Source organism: Pseudoalteromonas mucoides (genome assembly GCF_049257175.1).
Classification (GTDB): Bacteria; Pseudomonadota; Gammaproteobacteria; order Enterobacterales; family Alteromonadaceae; genus Pseudoalteromonas.
In genome coordinates this window covers 49,843-71,541 of the sequence record NZ_JBMMUC010000009.1, presented here as the reverse complement: position 1 = coordinate 71,541, position 21,699 = coordinate 49,843, and the positions used below count along the sequence as shown (strand labels likewise).

16 protein-coding genes are annotated in these 21,699 nt (G+C 40.7%); 6 read left to right on the top strand and 10 right to left on the bottom strand.

The genetic code is table 11. The annotated features are described in order from the left end of the window. Positions 1-204: 204 nt before the first annotated feature. Complete coding sequence (locus tag AAEU30_RS11380) at positions 205-786, bottom strand: superoxide dismutase (protein ID WP_087533674.1); 582 nt, start codon at positions 784-786, stop codon at positions 205-207. Positions 787-1,062: 276 nt separating this feature from the next. Here AAEU30_RS11380 and AAEU30_RS11375 point away from each other — a divergent pair, with 276 nt between their 5' ends. After that, positions 1,063-1,401, top strand: a complete 339-nt coding sequence (locus AAEU30_RS11375) for a Grx4 family monothiol glutaredoxin (protein WP_016709200.1) — start codon at positions 1,063-1,065, stop codon at positions 1,399-1,401. 44 nt (positions 1,402-1,445) lie between these two features. Here the strand turns inward: AAEU30_RS11375 and AAEU30_RS11370 are convergent, their stop codons facing one another. The 6 genes from AAEU30_RS11370 to AAEU30_RS11345 all read right to left on the bottom strand — a co-directional run bounded on the left by AAEU30_RS11370 (position 1,446) and on the right by AAEU30_RS11345 (position 8,737). Continuing rightward, positions 1,446-2,759 (bottom strand): sensor histidine kinase, encoded by a 1,314-nt coding sequence (locus tag AAEU30_RS11370; RefSeq protein ID WP_421960610.1) that lies wholly within the window; start codon positions 2,757-2,759, stop codon positions 1,446-1,448. Next, positions 2,759-4,096 carry a sigma-54-dependent transcriptional regulator gene (locus AAEU30_RS11365; RefSeq protein WP_421960609.1) on the bottom strand — a complete coding sequence of 446 codons (1,338 nt, stop codon included), beginning with the start codon at positions 4,094-4,096 and terminating at the stop codon, positions 2,759-2,761. Before AAEU30_RS11365 ends, AAEU30_RS11370 begins: the two co-directional genes overlap by 1 nt. A 100-nt stretch (positions 4,097-4,196) precedes the next feature. After that, the gene (locus AAEU30_RS11360) at positions 4,197-5,405 is read right to left on the bottom strand and encodes an ABC transporter permease (protein WP_421960608.1); all 1,209 of its coding nucleotides are present in this window, start codon (positions 5,403-5,405) and stop codon (positions 4,197-4,199) included. A 10-nt stretch (positions 5,406-5,415) separates the two neighbouring features. Beyond that, positions 5,416-6,729, bottom strand: coding sequence for an ABC transporter permease (locus tag AAEU30_RS11355; protein ID WP_421960607.1), 1,314 nt, complete (start codon positions 6,727-6,729; stop codon positions 5,416-5,418). A 3-nt stretch (positions 6,730-6,732) separates the two neighbouring features. After that, complete coding sequence (locus AAEU30_RS11350) at positions 6,733-7,443, bottom strand: ABC transporter ATP-binding protein (protein WP_421960606.1); 711 nt, start codon at positions 7,441-7,443, stop codon at positions 6,733-6,735. A 40-nt stretch (positions 7,444-7,483) separates the two neighbouring features. Beyond that, a complete protein-coding gene (locus tag AAEU30_RS11345) occupies positions 7,484-8,737 on the bottom strand; it encodes an efflux RND transporter periplasmic adaptor subunit (RefSeq protein WP_421960605.1) in 1,254 nt (417 codons plus the stop codon). Between the two features lie 791 nt (positions 8,738-9,528). Between AAEU30_RS11345 and gltB the strand changes: the two genes are divergently transcribed. The 5 genes from gltB (at position 9,529) to AAEU30_RS11320 (ending at position 18,718) form a co-directional block, all read left to right on the top strand. After that, the gene (gene gltB, locus AAEU30_RS11340; RefSeq protein ID WP_421960604.1) at positions 9,529-13,986 is read left to right on the top strand and encodes a glutamate synthase large subunit; all 4,458 of its coding nucleotides are present in this window, start codon (positions 9,529-9,531) and stop codon (positions 13,984-13,986) included. A gap of 9 nt (positions 13,987-13,995) precedes the next feature. Beyond that, a complete protein-coding gene (locus tag AAEU30_RS11335) occupies positions 13,996-15,411 on the top strand; it encodes an FAD-dependent oxidoreductase (RefSeq protein ID WP_421960603.1) in 1,416 nt (471 codons plus the stop codon). A gap of 505 nt (positions 15,412-15,916) precedes the next feature. After that, on the top strand, positions 15,917-16,624 hold the full coding sequence (locus AAEU30_RS11330) for a helix-turn-helix domain-containing protein (protein ID WP_421960602.1): 708 nt from the start codon (positions 15,917-15,919) through the stop codon (positions 16,622-16,624). 100 nt (positions 16,625-16,724) lie between these two features. Next, complete coding sequence (locus AAEU30_RS11325) at positions 16,725-17,651, top strand: DMT family transporter (RefSeq protein WP_421960601.1); 927 nt, start codon at positions 16,725-16,727, stop codon at positions 17,649-17,651. Positions 17,652-18,208: 557 nt separating this feature from the next. Continuing rightward, a complete protein-coding gene (locus tag AAEU30_RS11320) occupies positions 18,209-18,718 on the top strand; it encodes a hypothetical protein (RefSeq protein WP_421960600.1) in 510 nt (169 codons plus the stop codon). Between the two features lie 301 nt (positions 18,719-19,019). Here AAEU30_RS11320 and AAEU30_RS11315 read toward each other — a convergent pair whose 3' ends face one another. The 3 genes from AAEU30_RS11315 to recN form a co-directional block, all read right to left on the bottom strand. After that, a complete protein-coding gene (locus AAEU30_RS11315) occupies positions 19,020-19,343 on the bottom strand; it encodes a hypothetical protein (RefSeq protein ID WP_421960599.1) in 324 nt (107 codons plus the stop codon). Between the two features lie 98 nt (positions 19,344-19,441). Then, positions 19,442-19,861: a hypothetical protein gene (locus AAEU30_RS11310; protein WP_421960598.1), complete on the bottom strand. Its 420-nt coding sequence runs from the start codon at positions 19,859-19,861 to the stop codon at positions 19,442-19,444. Between the two features lie 50 nt (positions 19,862-19,911). Further along, a complete protein-coding gene (gene recN / locus AAEU30_RS11305; protein ID WP_421960597.1) occupies positions 19,912-21,585 on the bottom strand; it encodes a DNA repair protein RecN in 1,674 nt (557 codons plus the stop codon). Positions 21,586-21,699: the final 114 nt, after the last annotated feature.

Genomic DNA, 21,699 nt, shown 5'->3' with positions numbered 1-21,699 from the left:
CCAGTTTTGAATGAAAGAAAAAAGCAAAGGTTAAGTTAAGGGTAGTCACGATTTTGATTCTTTGCGCAATAAAATTAAGAATTTAATTGAAATATTCTCACAGTGATAAGATTTAGTTATGAGTGCGTGTGACACATAAATGCCAGGCATAAAAAAAGACGCCGTAGCGTCTTTTTATCAATTTTTAACTAACTGATAAGTTAATTATGCGAAGTTTGCGTTCGCGAATTCCCAGTTAACAAGTGACCAAAAACCTTTTAGGTAGTCTGGACGCACGTTACGGTAATCAATGTAGTAAGCGTGTTCCCACAAATCAACAGTTAGGATAGGTGTCACACCTTCGTCAGTAAGTGGAGTTGCTGCGTTAGACGTGTTTACGATGTCTAATGTGCCATCAGCAAGTTTTACTAACCACGTCCAGCTTGAACCGAAGTTGTTTACTGCTTTATCATTTAATGCATCTTTAAATGCGTCGAATGAACCCCATTTTGCGTTGATAGCATCAGCAACCGCGCCCGTTGCTTCACCACCGCCGTTTGGAGATAGACTGTTCCAGTAGAAAGTATGGTTCCAAATTTGTGCAGCGTTGTTAAATACGCCACCAGTTGAAGAACATACGATTTCTTCAAGTGATTTGCCTTCAAATTCAGTACCTGGGATCAAACCGTTAAGTTTAGTCACGTAAGTGTTGTGGTGCTTACCATGGTGAAACTCTAAAGTTTCTTGTGAAATATGTGGCTCAAGTGCATCAATTGCATAGGGTAGTGACGGTAGTTCAAATGCCATTTTTTATCTCCATCTTCTTTTGGTTGATAGTCCAAATAGTAATAGTTAATACCTGCACAAACAGGGTAGTTACCTATACCAAATGGGATTATAGTGTTACTATAATTGTTGAGTATTTTACTCAAGTTTTAGCAAACAGCAATGCCAAACAGCGTTGCAAATGCAAGACTATTTCGATTGTGGCTTTATTTGCCCACTTTAAGATACATATATGAGGCTAAATGAAAATTTTTCAAGCCATGAATATGTTCAGCTATCGTCACTTTGAGGTTGTAGATGGAAACCATTGATAAAATTAAACAGCAAATTTCTGAAAATCCAATTATCCTTTATATGAAAGGATCGCCTAAATTACCAAATTGTGGTTTTTCTTCACAAGCATCTCAAGCACTTATGTCATGCGGTGAACCGTTTGCTTATGTTGATATTTTACTCAACCCTGATATCCGTGCTGAACTTCCAGCATACGCTAACTGGCCAACATTCCCACAACTATGGGTTGAAGGCGAGTTAATCGGTGGTTGTGACATTATCATCGAAATGTTTCAACGTGGTGAATTACAACCATTGATCACTGAAACAGCTGCAAAATATAAAGAAGCAGACGCAGAATAACCTTCTCGCGAATGTTTAAAGGCCGCACTAAATTGCGGCCTTTTTTATTGCTTATTTGGCAGAACTACATGCACACTGAGACCGCCATTAGGCTGATTATGTAAGCTAATTTGACCATGATGTGCCTCAACTATTTCACGGCATAGTGCCAGGCCTAAGCCGCTGCCAGTCGCTTTGGTGGAATAAAATGGGATCAAGGCATTTGCCATCACTTGTTCACTCATTCCTTTACCCTGATCGCTAATTGTTATTCGCGTACAATTTGCATCTTGTGACAAGTTCACGCTTATCTGCTCAATGTTTGATTCTGACTCATGGGCGTTTTTCAATAAGTTGATTAACAGTTGCTCGATTTGTGTGTGATCGGCATAGGTAGTTACATCAGCGTGTGCATTCAAACAAAATGCCCATTGATTCTGTAATTGTTTTAATAGCTGTGGCCATTTAATGCGAGTAAGTTGTGGGGTGGGTAATTTGGCAAACTTACCATACCCTTGAACAAATTCGTTTAAATGTTTAATGCGTTCTTCAATTGTTGAAAATACGCGACTAAGTCTTGGTTCATCGACTTTTTCGCTGAGAATTTTTCCACTGTGTAACATGGAGGACATAGGCCCGAGGGAATTATTAAGCTCGTGACTGATTATACGTATCACTTTTTTCCAGACTTCTACTTCTTGCCGGCTTAATTCGCGGGTTAATTGTTTAAACACGTATAAAGTATGATACTGGTTGTTGAGTAACAGTTTGCCAGTGGCTAAATGCCACGTTTGTGATTCTTGTTGCTGATTATCAAGGGTAAATAAACCGTCTACTCCGCGCTCAAGGGCGTTAACTAACTGCGGATGAACATCAACAAATAACGTTGAAAATTGGCTACCTTCAAGTGAACTTTTAGCATTGAGTAAGTCCCTGGCACTGTGGTTACTGTAAACGATAAAGCCTTGATCGTTCTTTAAAATAACCGCTTGCGGTGAGCTTTGTAATACTTTATCTAACATTAATTCACGTTGATAAATCCACTGTTTTTCTTGGCGTAACTGCTTTGCAGTTTGGTTGTACAGTTGGCATAATTTGCCGACTTCATTATTCGCTTTATAGGCAAGCAGTGACGACAGTTCGCCATCTTTAAAATTGAGCAGTCCCGTCTCTAAAGACTGTACACCTTGAACGAGTGGTTTAGCTAATCGCAAGGCTAGATAGCCACTGATCAAAATGCTAATAGCACTGACACTGACAACCCATTGCCAAGAAAGTTGGGTTAGCCAACTTATAAACCACACAGGCACTAAAGCAGCTACTGCGCTAATTAAGGCCAGCTGTTGCGTGATAGTTAAATTGATGCGGTTACTGGTCATTAATAATCAATCTCAAACTTTTGCAAACGACGGTATAAGGCTTGGCGACTCATACCAAATTGTCTGGCAACTTTGGCAATAACACCTTGATGACGGTGCATCGCGTCTTCAATCTCTTGCTTAGTGATTTCTCGCGTTGATGTCACCGTAGTTGTACTTTGCGCTTTGCTGGTTTGCAGCGCAAAGTCAGATAAGTTAATAGTACCCGATGGCTTAAGCACGGCTGCGCGTTTACAGGCATTTTCAAGTTCACGGACATTGCCCGGCCAACTGTGCGCTAATAGTGCGTGTTCAGTATCGAGTGTGAGCTCACGGTGATCTAAAAAGTGCTGAGCAAGTGGTAATATATCATCAGGTCTTTCAGCGAGGCTGGGCAAGTTAAGCTCGATAACGTTGAGCCGATAATATAAATCTTCTCTAAATTTACCAGCGCTTATAGCTGTATGTAAATCTTCGTTGGTGGCAGAAATCACCCGTACTTTTACTTTACGAGTTTGAGTTGAGCCTAAGCGTTCAAATTCACCTGTTTGTAATACACGTAATAGTTTCATTTGACCTGACAGTGGCAGGTTACCAATTTCATCTAAAAATAAGGTGCCACCATCTGCGGCTTCAAAACGACCTATTCGTTGTTTAGTGATACCAGTGTAAGCGCCGGCCTCTGCGCCAAATAGCTCTGCTTCAATAAGCTCATGGGGCAGGGCGCCTGCATTAACTGTAATAAATGGCTGGGTACTCAGTAATGAGTTAGCTTGAATGATTTGGGCTATGCGCTCTTTACCACTGCCATTTGGACCTGTGATAAGCACCGAGGCATCAGACTTCGCTACTTGAATAGCCATAGTTAAAATACTTTCCATTGCGGTGCTTTTATAAATCAAGCCAACTAAGTCAGCACTGCTTAAGCTGGCATTCCGCTCTTGCTGGTGGCGTTCATAGGTTGCATTTTGCTGTTTTGCTTTACCCAGTTCGACTAAATTATTCACGCAAGTCAGCAGTTTTACATCATCCCATGGCTTTGGTAAGTAATCTGCAGCGCCCGCTTTTACTAACTCTATTGCAGTTTCAAGCTCTGTCCATGCGGTGATCAAAATAATGGGTAGGTGGGGGTTAATCGTGCGTAATTGATAAAAGAGCGCTTTGCCCTCTTCACCTGAAGTTGTATCAGCGGTGAAATTCATATCTTGGATCACTAAAGAGATACGTTGGTATTGTACTACTTGTAGCGCTTCAAATGGGGTAGAGGCGGTGACCACTGCAAAATCATGTATCTCGAGCAGTAATGATAAGGCCTGTAAAACGGCAGGGTTATCATCAACGATAAGTATTTTTTCCATGTGTGTTTAATCGCTGTTTTTATTATGTACTATTTTTATTAAGTAATGAGTGAAAATGCTACACCGTGTTAACCCAGTGTAGCATAGGTTGGGAGCAGCTTTATATTGTTCTAGTTGCGATACTCGGCGAAATATTAGCAGCGCGTTTAGCCGGGCCTAATACTGCAAGTAGGCTCATGAAAAACACCATTACAGCAGTAATCGCAATATAGCTCGGTGGTAAAGCAGCAATAGAAAAATGTTGCATTAACATTTGACCAAGCAATAGTGCTGCAATTACACCTAAAAATAAGCCAACACTACAGATCAAGGCATTCTCAACTAAAAAGTAATTAATAATGGCTGACTTTCTCGCGCCTAGTGCGCGTCGGGTGCCTATTTGTTTAGTCCGCTTGCTGATGTTGAACAGCGTTAAACCAAAGATACCTAATGCAGTTACCAGCACTAAAATAGTGATAAGCACAATCAGCATACGCATCATAAGTTTATCCGCAGCCATATATTCATCTTTCAACTCATCGAGCCCTCTAATATTATTAATTACGCGTTTGCTGTAATTTTTAAGCATCAGGCTTTCAATATCTTTCATTACAGCAGCACGTTGTCCGGGCTTTGCTCTGACAGCAAATTGGGCATAAGTTCTGCTTTGAATATACGGAATAAGCGCAACATTATTGGGGTGAGAGTCTTTTAACCAAGGGCCTTTCATTGGCGCTGTGATACCGATGACTTTTAGTGGCAAGTCACCAAAATAAATGGTTTTTCCTAGGGCATCACTTTCAGGAAATAACTCATTGGCTAACGCCTCGGTAATGACAGTGACGTTAGTTGTTCTATCTGTCGGTGAATTAGTGATGAGTACTTCATCTTCACTAAAATTACGCCCTGAAATCAATTTTACGCCGTAAGTGTCAAGGCCGTGCTCATCAATAAAAAAGTAAGCAGTGCGCACACTTTTACTTTCTTGTGGTGCTGGCTTTAAATTAAAGCTAGAAGCACTGCCACTGCCAGATAACGGAATACTGCTACTTTGCGCGGCACTTTCAACCCCAGGTAGGGCCCTTAACATGGCCTCATCTAGTTCAAACTGCTGGCTTAAATCTACATCTTTACCAAAAGTCATCACGTTGAACTTAAACAAGTCTTGCTCTGGATAACCGGTTTCTTGATTCAAAAAAGCAATTCTATCTTGAATGATAAATGCGGCATTACTGACTATAGCAGTGGTAATCGCAATTTGGATCAATAACAGTACTGCGCCTACCTTTGAGCGGCAAAGGGCATGAAATATCGGTTTTATTTCTAACATGAGTGGCTCCTTATTGGCTCTTAAGATAAATAGCAGGGTTGGTTTTACATACTAGCCATGCAGGGTATAGCCCAGCAATAATGCATGTTGTTATCGCGATAACGGGTGCACTCAATAACATGGTTAAATCCATTGTGGCGAGATTAGCGTAGTAATTGTAGCTTTGTCTTACGCCAAATAGGCCTATTTGTGCAAGTACAATCCCGAGCAAACCACCAATAAAACCAAGCATGGCTACTTCAACTAAATGCTGAAGAAAAACTTGTCGTTTACTGGCTCCAAGTGCTCGGCGTACACCCACCTCAGGTGCGCGGCGTAAAAATTTGGCAAGAAGTAATCCTAAAATATTGGCTAAACACACCGCTAAAAACATAAAGCTTAGACCAACCAGTATTTTATTATCTTCACTGACCACATTGTTGTACTCCATCCATTGATTTACATCACGCAGGCTATATTCAGGCTTTTCGCGAGTGAAGCGGCCTCGTTTTTTTTGCTCTTCAATGTAAGATGTGAGGTAATTACCGTATGCTGTTTTTTGCTCTGGTGTACCAAGCTGTGCCCAAAATTGGATCCACACTATTTCCGATTGCAGTCTATCGGCAAAGCTATTTATATTTTCATGTTTCCAGCCATTGCTATTGCCCCAGCTAGTAAGCTCTTTTGCTTTGATTAAACTAAAGGGTAAAAATAAATCTTCTACTTTATTAAACGCGCCATTATTTAAGTCATAAAATTTTAGGTTTAGGGGCCAGTCATTAATCACGCCAACAACTTGATAGCTATCGTCATCGAGATAAACTAGCTTGCCAATTGAGTTTTCACCCGCAAACAACTTATCGTTCAGCTCTTTTGAAATCACCACAACAGGGGCTGCAGATTGTTCTTGTTGCTCACTCCAAACACCGCCATAAATAAATGACACATCAAACATGTTAAAAAAATCAGGTGTGGTCATGCGGGCGTTACTAATAAACGGCTTCACTTCATCTGAGTCTAAATACACCGAAAAGCCCGTGCGCATCATGGCCACTTTTTTGTCAGGAATAGGGGCGTTGTATAAATTTTCTGCATCTTGATAAGTCAGTTGCATAGGAATATCGTCACCCGTCCACCAAGTATGGCCTTCATCCATGGTTTGCAGCTGTACATTATACAATTGACTGCTCTTATGCGGGATGGGGTCTGCCGACATCATGTGATAAACACTTAAACTGGTCATGGTTATGCCGATACCAATGGCTATCGCCAGTACCATTAAAAAGCTCACTAAAGGTGTGCGCTTGAAGCTGCGCCAACTTAAATCGAGATAATGTAGTAGCATAAGTTACACTCCAGCCGCATTTTTAAGATTTTGTGCACCTTGATATAAGGTAAAGTCAGCAAGTTGGCCGTCAACCACTTGAATATTGCGAGGTGCACGACGAGCGAGTTCAGGGTCGTGGGTCACCATCACAATGGTGGCGCCGTCACGATTTATTTGCTCAAGTAACTCCATCACTTGGCGTGCCATTAAGCTATCAAGATTACCAGTTGGTTCATCCGCTAATAAAAAGCGAGGTTCACCTGCAAGTGCGCGGGCAATCGCCACACGTTGTTGTTGGCCACCAGATAACTGCTGTGGTAAGTGCTTCGCGCGTGATGCAAGGCCAACTTGTTCAAGACATTGCTCTATACGACGCTTACGTTCATTGGCTTTAATGCCTCTGTAGCGCAGTGGTACTTCAATGTTTTCGAATAAATTAAGGTCAGGGATCAAATTGAACCCTTGGAAGATAAAGCCAATTTTTTGATTACGAACATCAGCCCGTTGGTTATCGTTTAATTTACCTACATCTATACCGTCTAGTAAATATTCACCTTCAGAGAATGGTTCTAACATGCCTGCTATATTTAAAAAGGTGGTTTTACCTGAGCCACTAGGGCCTGTTACTGCAATGAATTCACCTTCATCCACTTGTAAGCTGAAGTCGCGTAAAGCATGAGTTTGTACCATTTCGGTTTGATATATTTTACTAATGTTGTTCATTTTTAGCATGTGCTTATCCTTTTTATTCGTTCTTAATTAGTTGTCGCTGTTAACGAAGTAATAATGTTGATGCGTCTTTAAAGTTGTCATAACTTGAAATAATAAGTTCGTCACCAGGCTCGACACCGGTAATTAACTCAATGGCATTTATACTGGTTGCACCGATAGCAATGTCTACTCGTTGGGCTGTATCACCTGTTACTTTGAAAACTTGCGTTCCGCCTTGTTGCATAAATGCACCGCGTTTAACTTGTAAAACGTTGTCACGGTTCTCTAATAGAATGCGTGCGGTCAATCGCTGGTTTTGGCGAATGCCAGAGAGTGCTTTATTAAATCTTACTCGGGTTGTGACCTCGCGGTTATTTACCTCAGGCGAAATTGCAGAGAGCGTACCGGTTACTTTTCTTGCGCCTAGTAACAATTCAACTTCCATCCCGAGGCCAAGTTCATTGGCATAGCTTTCAGGTACTTGCAGCTGGGCTTCAAAGTTACTTAAATCAACCAGTGTCATTAGAGGTTGGCTTTGAGTTACAGCCTCTTTTTGTTGCACTAAAAGGTTACCAACAATCCCCGTTACACTTGCTTTGATGGTTAAATTGCTAACTTGACGGTTTAATTCATCAACAATGAGTTGTTGGCGTGTGAGGTCACGCTCTGCGGCTTGTAGTTCAAAAGCGAGTGTGTCATTAGCAAGCGCAACTTCTTGCTCGGCATGTTTGTACGAGAGCTTTGCACGGGCGAGATCATCCACCGCTTTTTCTAAATCAATTTGGCTGATCAAACTTTTCTCGATTGATAACTTTGCGCGGCGGTTTTCTCTATCTGCGGCGTTGAGTTCTACTTGCGCAAGATCCAATGCCTTAGTTAAGCTCAGTTTTTGTCGTCTAGCTTCTAAATGTTTACGTTGTAATTCACCCTCAAGGCGAGCTAATACTGACTGTTGTTGCTTGAGCTCATTGGTAAGTTCGGGGCTGTCTACTATTGCAATCACCGCATTTTCACTCACTTTGTCACCGGCTTTGACGTGCAAATCTACATAACCACGTTCAGGGCTATACACTTTAGGTGCATTGGCCGCAACAACTTTACCACTGGCAGAAACATCTCTTGTTAGAGTTTTTAAACTGACAGGTGCAATTTGTAAGGTGTTTCTAGCTACTGATATTGTACCTTGCTCAGTTCCCATAAATGCCTTTACACATAAGGCAACGAATGCCAATAGCGCGATTAGTATCATTAATGGTTTTTTATAGTTTTTGCGCTTGCTGACAGAAATATCCTGCGCGCTAGTATCTTTAATCATGAGGCGTCCTATTTTTTATTATGTTTAATCTTCGAGATACGAAATCATCAAACTCACTGCAAACATGGTGATAGGTGAGATTAAAAATAAACTGAGAGTAAACATAATAGTGTCCTGTTAAAAACTTACTCTTTACTATTCGAATATCATGCCAATTTACAATTCATTGTATTTTAAGGTTATTTTTAATTTTGATGAATTCTAAGAGTGTCCGCGGACAGATTAAGTGTCCGCCGCGGACACTTTCAATGACGAACTTTACCTGTGCGTTACACAGCACGCCCAGTAAATCACGCTAATCTATGCGTAATCTATGCAAAAAATAACTGGCCAGTTTATATTTATGCATTAATTAACTTGCTAGCAATAAGTGACTTAATTTTAAAATGAGGGTGATTACTCTAACTGTCCGTGTTTTTTAGGTTTTTCAGACAGGTTCTTGAGTTGAACCTCGGCCCTTGTGTTGGTGTTATTGAAATGTGTGAGTGAATAATTATTCACTAATCGCGCCACCTTACGTTTACGTAAACTGGATATTTGAAAGGTTGGTTTTTTTACAACTTGTTAAATATGACACCAGTGTCATAAAAAAATAATGGCTAAAAAGGCGCTAAATGTTAAAAAGTGATATAAATATAAAGATTGCGCTTAAGTGAGAAATATTCAAGAATGTGAATATGTATTCAAAATTTTATTGACTCTACATACAATTGGCGATAGTTTTGACTGTCTGCTAGCAAACCGTCGAGAAGATCTTTAATAGCTAGCTGTTGTAGCAAGGGGAGGGGTCTATGTTATACGACTCAAAATTAGAAAAAGATAATTGTGGCTTTGGCTTAATAGCCCAGGTCAATGGTCAAGCTAGTCATCGCTTAATTCGAACCGCGATCACCGGTCTTGACCGTATGGAACACCGTGGTGGTATTTCTGCCGATGGTAAAACAGGTGATGGCTGTGGTTTATTATTACAAAAACCAGATAGCTTTTTTCGCGCGATCGCAGCTGAGAACGATTGGCATCTGGGTAAAAATTATGCAGTAGGCATGATTTTCTTAAATCCAGATCCTGTATTAGCACAAACCGCAAAAGACATATTGAGTGAAGAACTCGAAAAAGAAACACTGAATATTAAAGGTTGGCGTGTCGTACCTACAGATGCTTCATGTTTAGGGCCTATTGCCAAAAAACAATTACCAAACTTTGAACAGATTTTTATTAATGCACCTGAAGGTTGGCGTCCAAAAGATTTAGAGCGTCGTTTATATGTGGCACGTCGTCGTGCTGAAAAACGCCTAAGCAGCGATGAAGGTTTTTACATTGCAAGTCTGTCAGGGCTTGTGACTATCTACAAAGGCTTAATGATGCCGGTAGATTTACCTAACTTTTATTTAGACTTAGCAGATATTCGCATGACCAGTGCGATTTGTGTTTTCCATCAGCGTTTTTCAACAAATACACAGCCACGTTGGCCTTTAGCTCAGCCGTTCCGTTATTTAGCGCACAATGGTGAGATCAATACGATTCAAGGGAATCGTCAGTGGGCGCGTGCGCGTTCGTATAAGTTTGCATCACCACTTATTCCTGATCTGCAAAGTGCAGCCCCATTTGTTAATGAAACTGGCTCAGATTCATCAAGCTTAGATAATATGCTTGAGCTATTCTTAGCGGGTGGTATGGATCTATTCCGTGCAATGCGTATGCTTGTGCCACCTGCATGGCAGAAGAACCGTGCCATGGACGATGATTTACGTGCGTTTTATGACTTTAACTCAATGCATATGGAACCGTGGGATGGCCCTGCGGGTATCGTTATGTCTGATGGTCGCTTTGCAGCCTGTAACCTAGACCGTAACGGTTTACGTCCAGCGCGTTATGTGATCACGCAAGATGGCTTTATTACACTTGCCTCAGAAGTAGGTATTTGGGATTACACCGCCGATGAAGTGGTTGAAAAAGGCCGCGTAGGTCCCGGTGAGCTTCTTGTTATTGATACCCAACTTGGCAAAATTTGGCACTCTGATGAAATCGACCAAGATTTAAAAGCACGCCACCCATACAAAGCTTGGCTTGAAGAAAATGTTAAACGCTTAACACCGTTTGAAAAGTTATCAGAGCAAGATGCAGGTAACCGTTCATTTGACGATGAAACCTTACTGAAATATCAAAAAATGTTTGGCTTTACTAACGAAGAGCTAGACAGTGTTATTCGTGTAATGGGTGAAATAGGTCAAGAAGCTACGGGTTCTATGGGTGATGATACACCGTTTGCCGTACTGTCTGAGGGTAACCGTTCGTTGTTTGATTACTTCCGCCAAAAATTTGCGCAAGTAACCAACCCGCCGATTGATCCACTACGTGAAAATCACGTGATGTCTTTGGCTACCTGTATTGGTAGTGAGCAAAACGTATTTAACGAAACCACAGGCCACGCTAAACGCTTGCAGTTTGATACGCCTATTTTGATGTATGCAGACATGCAGCAGCTACTTAGTGCCGACCAAGCTCACTACAGCTACTGTAAAATTGATATTACTTATAGCCAAGAAGAAGGCCTAGCCAATGCGGTAACACGTATTTGTGACGAAGCACAAGAAAAAGCAGCCGGTGGCTGTGTGATGTTGTTTCTTAGTGACCGCAATTTTGATGAAAATCAATTACCAATTCCTGCTGCTATGGCGGTGGGTGCTGTGCAAAAGCGTCTTGTTGATAATAACTTACGTTGCGAGTCAAACATTATTATTGAAACCGGTAGCGTACGTGATGCGCACCAGTTTGCGGTTTTAATTGGCTTTGGTGCAACGGCAATTTACCCATACCTAGCGTATGAATCACTGGTTGCAATGAGCGACTCTAAAGTGATCAACAAAAGCTACTGTGAAGTGACCCTTGCATATCGTAATGCGATAAACAAAGGCCTTTATAAGATTATGTCGAAAATGGGTATTAGTACCGTTGCGTCATATCGTTGTTCAATGTTATTTGAAGCCGTCGGCTTGTCTGACGCGATAGTTGATACTTGCTTTAACGGTGTTGCTAGTCGCATTAAAGGGGCATGTTTTAGCGATTTTGATGAAGATCAACGCAAACTTCATAAACTGGCACATAGCAAGCGTAAACTATTAAGCCACGGTGGCTTACTAAAATATGTGCACGGTGGTGAGTATCACGCCTATAACCCAGACGTTATCCAAACATTGCAAAAAGCAGTGCGCTCTGGTGAATACACAGATTACAACGTGTATGCCGATTTAGTTAATAAGCGCCCAATTTCAACTTTACGTGACATGCTAGCGCTTAAATTACCAGCAGAAGGCATTAGCATCGATGATGTTGAGCCTGCTACTGAGTTATATAAACGCTTTGACTCTGCGGCAATGAGTATTGGTGCGTTGTCACCAGAAGCACATGAAGCACTGGCTATTGCGATGAACCGTTTAGGCGGTTGCTCAAATTCAGGTGAGGGTGGTGAAGATAAACTACGCTACGGGACTGAGAAAAACTCGCGTATTAAGCAAGTTGCATCAGGCCGATTTGGTGTAACACCACATTACTTACGTAGTGCAGATGTAATTCAAATCAAAGTGGCGCAAGGTGCAAAACCAGGCGAAGGTGGTCAATTACCGGGTGAAAAAGTAACCCCGTATATCGCTAAGCTACGTTACTCAGTGCCAGGTGTGACGCTTATTTCGCCTCCACCACATCACGATATTTATTCAATTGAAGATTTAGCCCAGCTAATTTTTGATTTAAAACAAGTAAATCCTAAAGCTCTGATCTCGGTCAAACTAGTATCAGAGCCAGGTGTGGGTACGATTGCAACAGGTGTTGCAAAAGCCTATGCCGATTTAATAACAATATCTGGTTATGACGGTGGTACCGGTGCGAGTCCATTAACGTCCGTGAAGTATGCGGGTAGCCCCTGGGAGCTTGGTCTTGCAGAGACCCAACAAGCATTGGTTGAAAATGGCTTACGTCACCGTATTCGTCTACAAACAGATGGCGGATTAAAAACAGGTTTAGACATTATTAAAGCCGCTATTTTAGGTGCTGAAAGCTTTGGTTTTGGTACTGGACCTATGGTTGCACTAGGCTGTAAATACTTACGTATTTGTCACTTAAACAACTGTGCGACCGGTGTTGCAACACAAGACGATACACTGCGTCAAAAGCATTACCATGGTCTGCCAGAAATGGCGATGAACTACTTTAAGTTTATTGCACAAGAAGCACGCGAAATCATGGCAAGCCTTGGTGTAGCAAATTTAACCGACTTAATTGGTCGTTTAGATTTACTTGAAGCGATTGAAGGCAAAACGGCTAAACAACAAAAGATTGATTTATCTTCTGTGATTGCTCAGCCAAATAACCCTACGGGCGAAACACTTTATTGTAGCGCACCGAATTCGTCACATTACTTAGGTAAATTAAACGAAACGTTACTTGAAAAAGCACAACAAGCAATCGATGAAAGTACGGGAATTTCACTGGTTAATCGTATTTGTAATACCGACCGTTCAGTTGGAGCGATGTTATCAGGCTATATAGCTGATAAACACGGTAACCAAGGTATGGCTGCTGATCCTGTGTCAATTGAATTGCACGGTACTGCCGGTCAATCATTTGGTGTGTGGAATGCAGGCGGCCTTGAGATGACGTTAGTAGGTGATGCAAACGATTATGTTGGTAAAGGCATGGCTGGCGGTAAGTTAGTTATTCGTCCACCGCTAGGCTCTTCTTTTGAAAGCCACAAAGCCACGATTGCCGGTAATACGTGTTTGTACGGTGCAACAGGCGGTAAATTATTTGCTGCAGGCTGTGCTGGTGAGCGTTTTGCTGTGCGTAACTCAGGTGTACAAGCGGTTGTTGAAGGCCTAGGTGATAACGGCTGTGAATACATGACCGGTGGTGTTGTGTGTGTACTAGGCAGCGTTGGCGTTAACTTTGGTGCTGGTATGACAGGTGGTTTTGCGTATATTTTAGATGAACGAAATGACTTTGAAAAACGCATTAACCCAGAGCTCGTTGAAATAGTGTTATTGGATGAGCTCAATTCTCACCAAGAGCATCTACGCGGCCTAATTGCAGAGCACTTAGAGTCAACAGGTTCAAGCCGTGCAGAAAATATTTTAGCGAACTTTGAAGCTTACTTACCTAAGTTTAAGTTAGTTAAGCCAAAATCAAGTGATGTGAAAAGTTTACTCGGGCATCGCGCTCGTAGTAGTGCAGAACTTCGTGTTCAAGCACAGTAAGGGGGTAGTATGAGCGAGAATGTATATCAATTTATAGACGTGCAACGGGTTGATCCCCGTAAGAAACCTATTTCGTCACGTAAGAAATCGTTTGTTGAAATTTACGAACCCTTTTCAGAGACTCAAGTAAACTCACAAGCGGATCGCTGCCTTGATTGTGGTAACCCATATTGTGAGTGGAAATGCCCAGTACATAACTATATCCCACAGTGGTTAAAGTTAATTCGTACAGGCCGCATATTAGAGGCAGCAGAGCTGTCTCACCGTACCAACAGTTTACCTGAAGTATGTGGCCGAGTTTGTCCACAAGATAGATTATGTGAAGGCTCATGTACTTTAGATGAAGAGTTTGGTGCAGTAACTATCGGTAATATTGAAAAATATATCACTGATACTGCATTTAAAATGGGCTGGAAACCTGACATGTCTTATGTGACGTGGACAGATAAAAAAGTTGCCATTATTGGTGCAGGCCCTGCGGGACTAGGTTGTGCAGATATTCTAGTGCGTAATGGTGTGAAACCAGTGGTATTTGATCGTCACCCAGAGATTGGTGGGCTATTAACCTTTGGTATTCCTTCTTTCAAACTTGAAAAAGAAGTCATGCAAAAGCGCCGCGAAATATTCACTGAAATGGGCGTTGAGTTTAAACTTAATGTTGAAGTCGGTGTTGATATCACCATGGATGAGATTTTAGCTGATTACGATGCTGTATTTTTAGGTGTAGGTACGTATCAAAGTATGCGTGCAGGCCTTGAAAATGAAGATGCACCGGGTGTACATGATGCACTACCGTTCTTAATTGGCAATACCAACCGCGTAATGGGCTATGACGAGACAAACCAAGCCTACATCGATATGGCTAAGCAAAAAGTTGTGGTCCTCGGTGGTGGTGATACAGCGATGGACTGTGTTCGTACATCGATTCGTCAAGGCGCTGACAAAGTAATTTGTGCCTATCGCCGTGATGAAGAAAATATGCCTGGTTCGAAGCGTGAAGTTAAAAATGCCAAAGAAGAAGGCGTAGAATTTACCTTTAACGTACAACCTACAGGTATTGAGCTTGACGACAAAGGCCATGTTGCTGGCGTCAGAATGGTTAAAACTCAAATGGGTGAACCTGATGAAAACGGCCGTAGCCGTGCAGAAGTCGTACCTGGCTCAGAGCATGTAATCGAAGCCGACCAAGTACTTATGGCGTTTGGCTTTAAACCACACAAAATGGATTGGTTAGAAAAATACGATGTTGAAATTAACCACTGGGGCGGAATCAACGCACCGGAGCAGGGCGAATTTACTCATCAAACGACAAATCCAAAAATCTTTGCTGGTGGCGATATCGTTCGCGGCTCTGATTTAGTAGTTACGGCAATCTTCGAAGGACGTAATGCCGCTGAAGGCATTATGGACTACTTAGAAGTGTAATTTTTTGAAGATTTAAGAATATAAAAAGCAAGCCAACTGGCTTGCTTTTTTTATGGGCCATAAAAGCGAGAAGTTTTAAGCTTGCTCGGTGTTAAATTAACCGCCGTAGGTTGGCTTGAGTGTAACGAAACCAGCAAAAATACCTTTCATTCGGTATCAAGCTCTTACATTATTGAGTGATCTGAATTGTAGGAAAGCCATTTAAGTGATATTAACAAAGAGGCCAAGAGGCGCTGCGCTTAAGAGGAGATATTAAGATTATATTTAAGTCGCAAAGGTAAAACGCAGACAGCTTCGTACCACCACATTAGGTCATTCGGGTAAGTTCGTTTCTGCCCCATAATGGTTTGTAGGAATTTAAATTAAGTGTAAAAAAATCTCTATCGTTTTAGTGTTTATTCCATATTGTTGTGAGCCAATAAAACTAACACTTCACTTTGTCATCCATTGCTCTACTATGTATAACCAGAATCAGGATGAAATAAGGCCATACATTTCTGTTATTATGAAAAATCTATTATCCATTCGTTCCTATAGCACAAAACCAACCCGTCACTCACATCACTTTAATCAATTGGTTTTACCTTTACGTGGTGTAATAAATATATTCGTTGGTGATTTCAATGGTAAAGTTGCGCCAAGTGAATGTGTTGTAGTTAAAGCCAATGAAGAGCACTTGTTCACTGCAGATACTGAAGCTAGATTTGTAGTTGTGGACATGAAAAACCTACCCCTAAATATTTCATCCTCTCACTGTATTGTTTTTGCGATTAACTCATCTCTTAAAAGTTACTTAACCTTTATCGAAAACCAATTAGAAAATAAAGTTAATGCTGAATTAGAACAGGCGATGTTTGAAATGTTCAGTTTACTGCTTGCAGAGCAACCCTTATTGCCAAAAGTAGATGACCGTATTGGTACAGCAATATCCTTCATAGAGCAAAATATTGCAGAGCAACTTCACATTAAACGCCTGGCTGAATCTGCTTTTCTAAGCGAAACGCAGTTTAAGAAACTATTTAAGCAACAAACAAATATGACTGTGATGAAATACGTAACCAAACTTCGTATGGAAAAAGCGCAAGCTTTACTAACACACACAGATTATCCACTATCAATCATTGGTGAAAAAGTAGGCTACAAAGAACCGTCAGCCTTTAGCCGAAAGTTTTCACAATACTTTGGTCTACCACCTAATAAATTCAAAAAGTAAACTTAGTCTTTATTGTCAACGATAGCGTCTTAATTGTTAAAAACTCCTTCATCATTAGCATACAATTTCTGTATTGAAATAATAAAAAACAGGTTTCGCTATGCAAAGTCATCACGGAAGTTTAAAAGGTGTAATTGCTATCATTATTGCTAGTTTTTTGTGGGGGACAACAGGCACCGCAGCAAGCTATTCCCCTAATGTGAGTTCGTTTGCAATTGGTGCATTCTCTATGGGAATAGGGGGAGTGCTACTTGTTATTACAGCACGGAAAACGTTATTTATAGATTATAAACTCATGATTGCACAGCCTAAGGTATTACTTTTAGGTGCCGCTTCTGTCGCTATTTATCCATTAGCGTTTTATAGTTCAATGCGTTTATCAGGTGTTGCAATTGGCACTGTAGTTTCAATTGCTACGGCACCTTTTTTTGCTGCAATCCTTGAAAGCCTAATTAGTAAAAAAAACATATCACTGGAATGGGTACTGAGTTTTGTTATTGGAGCTATAGGTATTACTCTATTAACGTTAGGTAGAGATCAGAGTAATGATCCTTCATACAGTATTAATCAACAAAGCCTAGGTATTCTTTTGGGGTGTATTGCTGGATTAACCTATGCAGGTTATTCATGGGCAGCAAGGAGTTTAATTGAAAGTGGAGTTCATTCAAAATCGTCAATGTCAGGACTGTTCGGTTGTGCTGCTTTATTATTACTCCCTTCATTATGGTTTACAGGCGATAACTTATTTTCAAGCGCAACCAATGCATTGGTATCTTTGTATATGGCAGTAATTCCAATGTTTTTAGGATACTTATTATTTGGTTTTGGCTTGAATTATATAAATGCAAGTAAAGCGACATTAATTACCCTAATAGAACCATTAGTTGCAACTGTTTTAGCCGTTTTCGTTATTGGTGAAAGGTTTAAGATAATTGGTTGGATAGGTGTGGCTTTGGTATCACTATGCCTATTAATGCAAACCATCAAACCTCAAAAGCAATTAAGATTACCTATTAAATCTATGTAGCTTAAGAGCATTAACAATGCTTTTAAAAGCCTGCCATAGGGTATAATTCATTTATATAAAGTAAAAAACATTCATGCTCGTAACGAACGTTCATAAAATGTAATAACCAAAGAGACGGGTATTGACTTCATACATCATAATTTCTCACAGTCAGCCTCACGCTCACAGCTGAACTTCGCTAAAGTGCCAATATCAGACATTGGTATTGCGGGCGTTAGATATGGATCACCCCAATTTTACCGCCTTCAGTAAATCAAAGATCTTGATCAAAGATAACTTTTCTATGTAAGTAGTTTGGGTGATCTTCAGTGATTGGCTCAACAACAAACATATCGTCATCGCACCAGTCCTCCACGGATAGGTTCGTTGTCATCAAAAGGTGGTGGGAGTGGGGTCGAAAAGGTGGTGGGAGTGGGGTCGAAAAGGTGGTGGGAGTGGGGTCGCGTCTTGCCTTTTGCCACTTTTTATTTGAATGACTATAATTGGCATATTAAAGCCCTTGAGCCTGAACTGGCTCTAAATATGCGAAGTAACAAGAAACTTATTTGAGTTAATAAATGACAAAATTGACGTATTATAGAAATTTATGTTTATCAGTTATTAGCATAGCATTAGGCTTGGTCATCGGATTTGTAAATCTAAATCAGGTTAATAGTGGTCTTCCTTTTAAAACGGATCTTGTAGAAAAAAGTGGTTTTGTTAATTGGGTTCAAGCATACGATTATGGAATACGCTTCGGGTTTGTTGATGATCCAATGAATTTTAATTACCCATCAAAATCAAATGGGCAAAGCATTGTTGAAGAGTCTCTTTTGAATTCAAAAGATCAGCTTGTTACTATCTTATATGAGACTTCTGATACTCATTCTCCGATCTACTCTTCGAAGGTATATTATGATTTTTTTGAGTTAAAAGTGAATGGACTCCTTGTTCGTTCGTATGAAGATTCAGAACAAGCTTGGAAGACAGACAACATGTTGACACCTTTTATTATTGCTTTATTTTTGATTGGAGGAATATATATTTGGCGCAAAACAAAAAAAGAGTACAAATATACTCGATATTGAAGCACAGCTAACTCTCAAATCACCAGGTCAGAAGGTTCAAATCTTGACTTCACATATCACGATTTACCAATGTCTGGTGAATGGAACCAAGCCACCCCTAAGCTCTAAATCATTTGTGTCCAAGCGAGTGGAAGAGCGTTTGCTTCACGGCTTAAGCAGCAACTAAAATTTTAATATTGATTGTTGGGTTTCGTTGCACTCAACCCAACCTACGGTGATAAATTAAACACTGAGCTAAATGTGGCTTCCTAGCGCCTATTGCCTAGAACCTTTAACCTAGCCCCTCGTACCTTTAACCTTATTAATGACTAGCTTGCAAGCTTTGTAGCCAAGCATCGGGCTCTGCGATGATGAATTCTAGACAATGTTTATCTGTAGTGGTGATTTTAATACCGGACTTGCTGATAGGGATTATGCCTGCGGCTTTTGCTGTGCATCTTTCAACGCGTGCTATGGTGTCGCGTTTAATGGCGTAACTACCTAAGTTTAACTGTTTATTAAGGGCTTCAAAGTGGAGTAAATGCTCGGTTAACGTTAAACGTCCATCAGCTTTTGCAGCGCCTAATTGTATTGTTGCGTAACTTGTTTTTAGTTGGGTTACTTTTGCAAGAGTTGCGTTCATCATTCACTCCGTGATTTTAATTTTTATTGAGTGTAAGCGGCGTTTTAATATGTGTCAATTTTGTAAATTAAATGTATGCACCTTTAGATGTACAAGAAAGATTACAAAAAATTCTTTGCTCGATTATACAGCTTTTGTTGTTTGTTGAGCGAGATAAAAGCGAGTAATACGACGGCCATTTGAATCGCTAAGGCTGCTAAGGTAATGACTAAATCTAACCTATTTTGGGCGCTATTGGTTAGGTTCAGTTCAATTAACCACGCCAGAGTTAGCATTAGTACTAATGCACCATGAAGAAACTTTTGTAAGTTAACTTTAAACTTCAGGTGTTTAAAAAAGCTGAAGCCAAATAACAGTAAACTGAGCATGGGTATAAACAAAATACAAATAAATGAAAATGTCAAAACCGGTTGCAAATTAACAGCAGTTAATGCGCTCGATTGTTGGATATAGTCTTTACAGCCACTTAATAACAGAATGCAAAAAGTAACGGTGATAGTTTTAAGAGAGTTAGTATTCATTATTAATATCTATTATCAGTGTGTTTATATCGTTATATTTAGTATTAAATTTAGCCATGGGCAGAAATGAGCTCTTTGGCGTTTGCTCGTGCCATTTTGCTTATGTTATCGCCAGCGAGTAAGCGTGCAATCTCATCAATACGGCCATTTTTATTTAAACTCTGCATGTGAGTAAACGTTTCACCATCGGAAATTTCTTTTGCTACAAACAGTTGTTGATGACCAGAACTGGCAACTTGGGGTAGGTGGGTTACACAAATTACTTGGGTAGACTTACCAAGTTGACGCAGTAATTTACCAACCGCTGATGCAGTAGGACCTGAAATACCTACATCTACCTCATCAAAAATGAGGGTTGGTGTTGTCACTTTTTGCGCAATAATGACTTGGATTGCTAAGCTAATTCTCGATAATTCACCACCCGAAGCCACTTTTGATAAAGGCTGTAACGGTTGACCTGGGTTGGTTGATACTAAAAAGGCAATTGAGTCAAAACCTAAGCTGTTTGGTGCTCGCTCAGGCTCTTTGTTTAGTGCTATTTCAAACTGACCATTTTCCATTGAGAGGTTAACCATACTTGCGCTGATCAAGGTGTTCAATGTATTAGCAGCTTGCGAGCGACTTTTACTTAATTCATCAGCGGCTTGTTGGTATGTAACAAGTGCTTGTGCTATTGCTTCTTCAAGTTGCTCTAATCGAGTTGAGTTGTTACTGATCGATTCAAGCTCTTGGCTAATAGACTGATGAAAATCAACCAGCTCTTGTGGTTTAATATGGTGTTTTCGGGCTAAATCCATAGCTCCGCTAAGACGCTCTTCAACTTCGACTAAGCGGTTAGGATCAAGCTCAGTTTTTTCCGCGTAGCTTCTTATTTCGCGGCTGGCTTCCTCTACTTGTACAGCGGCTTCTTCTAGCAAGGTTGCCACACCAGACAAACTTGCATCGTAGTGCGCTAATTCAGCAAATTTTTGGGCGCTGTGTTGTAAAATAGAACACGCATTTTGCTCGTCGCTTTCGTACAAGTGTTGCAACTCTCGCTGACAAGACTCAAGAATCGTCTGGCTGTGGCTTAACTTGTGATGTTCAGCCTCAATAGCGCTGAATTCATCTTGTTGTAAAGCAAACTCGTCTAATTCAGCTACTTGGTATTCCAGTAACTGTTTTTGCGCAGCTTGCTGTTGCTGGGCTTGTTCAAGCGCAGTGAACTCTTTTTGTAAACTTTGATAGTGCTTATATTGGCTTCGCACAGCCTCAACAAGTTCAACATGCCCAGCATAAGCGTCTAGCAAATGGAGTTGATGATCCGCTTTTAACAGGTGCTGATGGGCATGTTGCCCATGAATCGAAATAAGATGTTGGCCAAGCTCTTTTAATTGAGCTGCCGTAACTGGGCTGCCATTTATATAGCTTTTGCTGCGGCCATTTTTACAAATAACGCGGCGCAGCAAGCATTCATTGTCGTCATTGGATAGTAAATTTTGCTCTAGGAATTGCACTGCATTTGGTAATTCGGTGATATCAAATTGCGCGCAAATCTCTGCACGCTCTGTACCTGGGCGAACAGCTGAGGCCTCTGCGCGCTCTCCTAGGCATAATGAGAGTGCATCGATAGCAATCGATTTACCAGCACCTGTTTCACCAGTTATCGCTGTCATGCCACTGTGCCACTCAGTGCTAAGGTTGCTTACAATTGCGAAGTTTTTTATTTCTAATCCAATTAACATACTGTTTATCCATCCAGTCAATTAACTGTTAATTTATACAGTGTTTTGGTTTTTTGCAAATTAAATTTTTAAATTAATTCAAATTTTATACACATACTGGAAAGAGTAATGAAC

What these genes read in the sequence shown, in the direction of transcription:
- AAEU30_RS11380 (WP_087533674.1), bottom strand. Translation starts at nt 786, where the DNA reads ATGGCATTTGAACTACCGTCACTACCCTATGCAATTGATGCACTTGAG.
- AAEU30_RS11375 (WP_016709200.1), top strand. Translation starts at nt 1,063, where the DNA reads ATGGAAACCATTGATAAAATTAAACAGCAAATTTCTGAAAATCCAATT.
- AAEU30_RS11370 (WP_421960610.1), bottom strand. Translation starts at nt 2,759, where the DNA reads ATGACCAGTAACCGCATCAATTTAACTATCACGCAACAGCTGGCCTTA.
- AAEU30_RS11365 (WP_421960609.1), bottom strand. Translation starts at nt 4,096, where the DNA reads ATGGAAAAAATACTTATCGTTGATGATAACCCTGCCGTTTTACAGGCC.
- AAEU30_RS11360 (WP_421960608.1), bottom strand. Translation starts at nt 5,405, where the DNA reads ATGTTAGAAATAAAACCGATATTTCATGCCCTTTGCCGCTCAAAGGTA.
- AAEU30_RS11355 (WP_421960607.1), bottom strand. Translation starts at nt 6,729, where the DNA reads ATGCTACTACATTATCTCGATTTAAGTTGGCGCAGCTTCAAGCGCACA.
- AAEU30_RS11350 (WP_421960606.1), bottom strand. Translation starts at nt 7,443, where the DNA reads ATGCTAAAAATGAACAACATTAGTAAAATATATCAAACCGAAATGGTA.
- AAEU30_RS11345 (WP_421960605.1), bottom strand. Translation starts at nt 8,737, where the DNA reads ATGATTAAAGATACTAGCGCGCAGGATATTTCTGTCAGCAAGCGCAAA.
- gltB (WP_421960604.1), top strand. Translation starts at nt 9,529, where the DNA reads ATGTTATACGACTCAAAATTAGAAAAAGATAATTGTGGCTTTGGCTTA.
- AAEU30_RS11335 (WP_421960603.1), top strand. Translation starts at nt 13,996, where the DNA reads ATGAGCGAGAATGTATATCAATTTATAGACGTGCAACGGGTTGATCCC.
- AAEU30_RS11330 (WP_421960602.1), top strand. Translation starts at nt 15,917, where the DNA reads ATGAAAAATCTATTATCCATTCGTTCCTATAGCACAAAACCAACCCGT.
- AAEU30_RS11325 (WP_421960601.1), top strand. Translation starts at nt 16,725, where the DNA reads ATGCAAAGTCATCACGGAAGTTTAAAAGGTGTAATTGCTATCATTATT.
- AAEU30_RS11320 (WP_421960600.1), top strand. Translation starts at nt 18,209, where the DNA reads ATGACAAAATTGACGTATTATAGAAATTTATGTTTATCAGTTATTAGC.
- AAEU30_RS11315 (WP_421960599.1), bottom strand. Translation starts at nt 19,343, where the DNA reads ATGATGAACGCAACTCTTGCAAAAGTAACCCAACTAAAAACAAGTTAC.
- AAEU30_RS11310 (WP_421960598.1), bottom strand. Translation starts at nt 19,861, where the DNA reads ATGAATACTAACTCTCTTAAAACTATCACCGTTACTTTTTGCATTCTG.
- recN (WP_421960597.1), bottom strand. Translation starts at nt 21,585, where the DNA reads ATGTTAATTGGATTAGAAATAAAAAACTTCGCAATTGTAAGCAACCTT.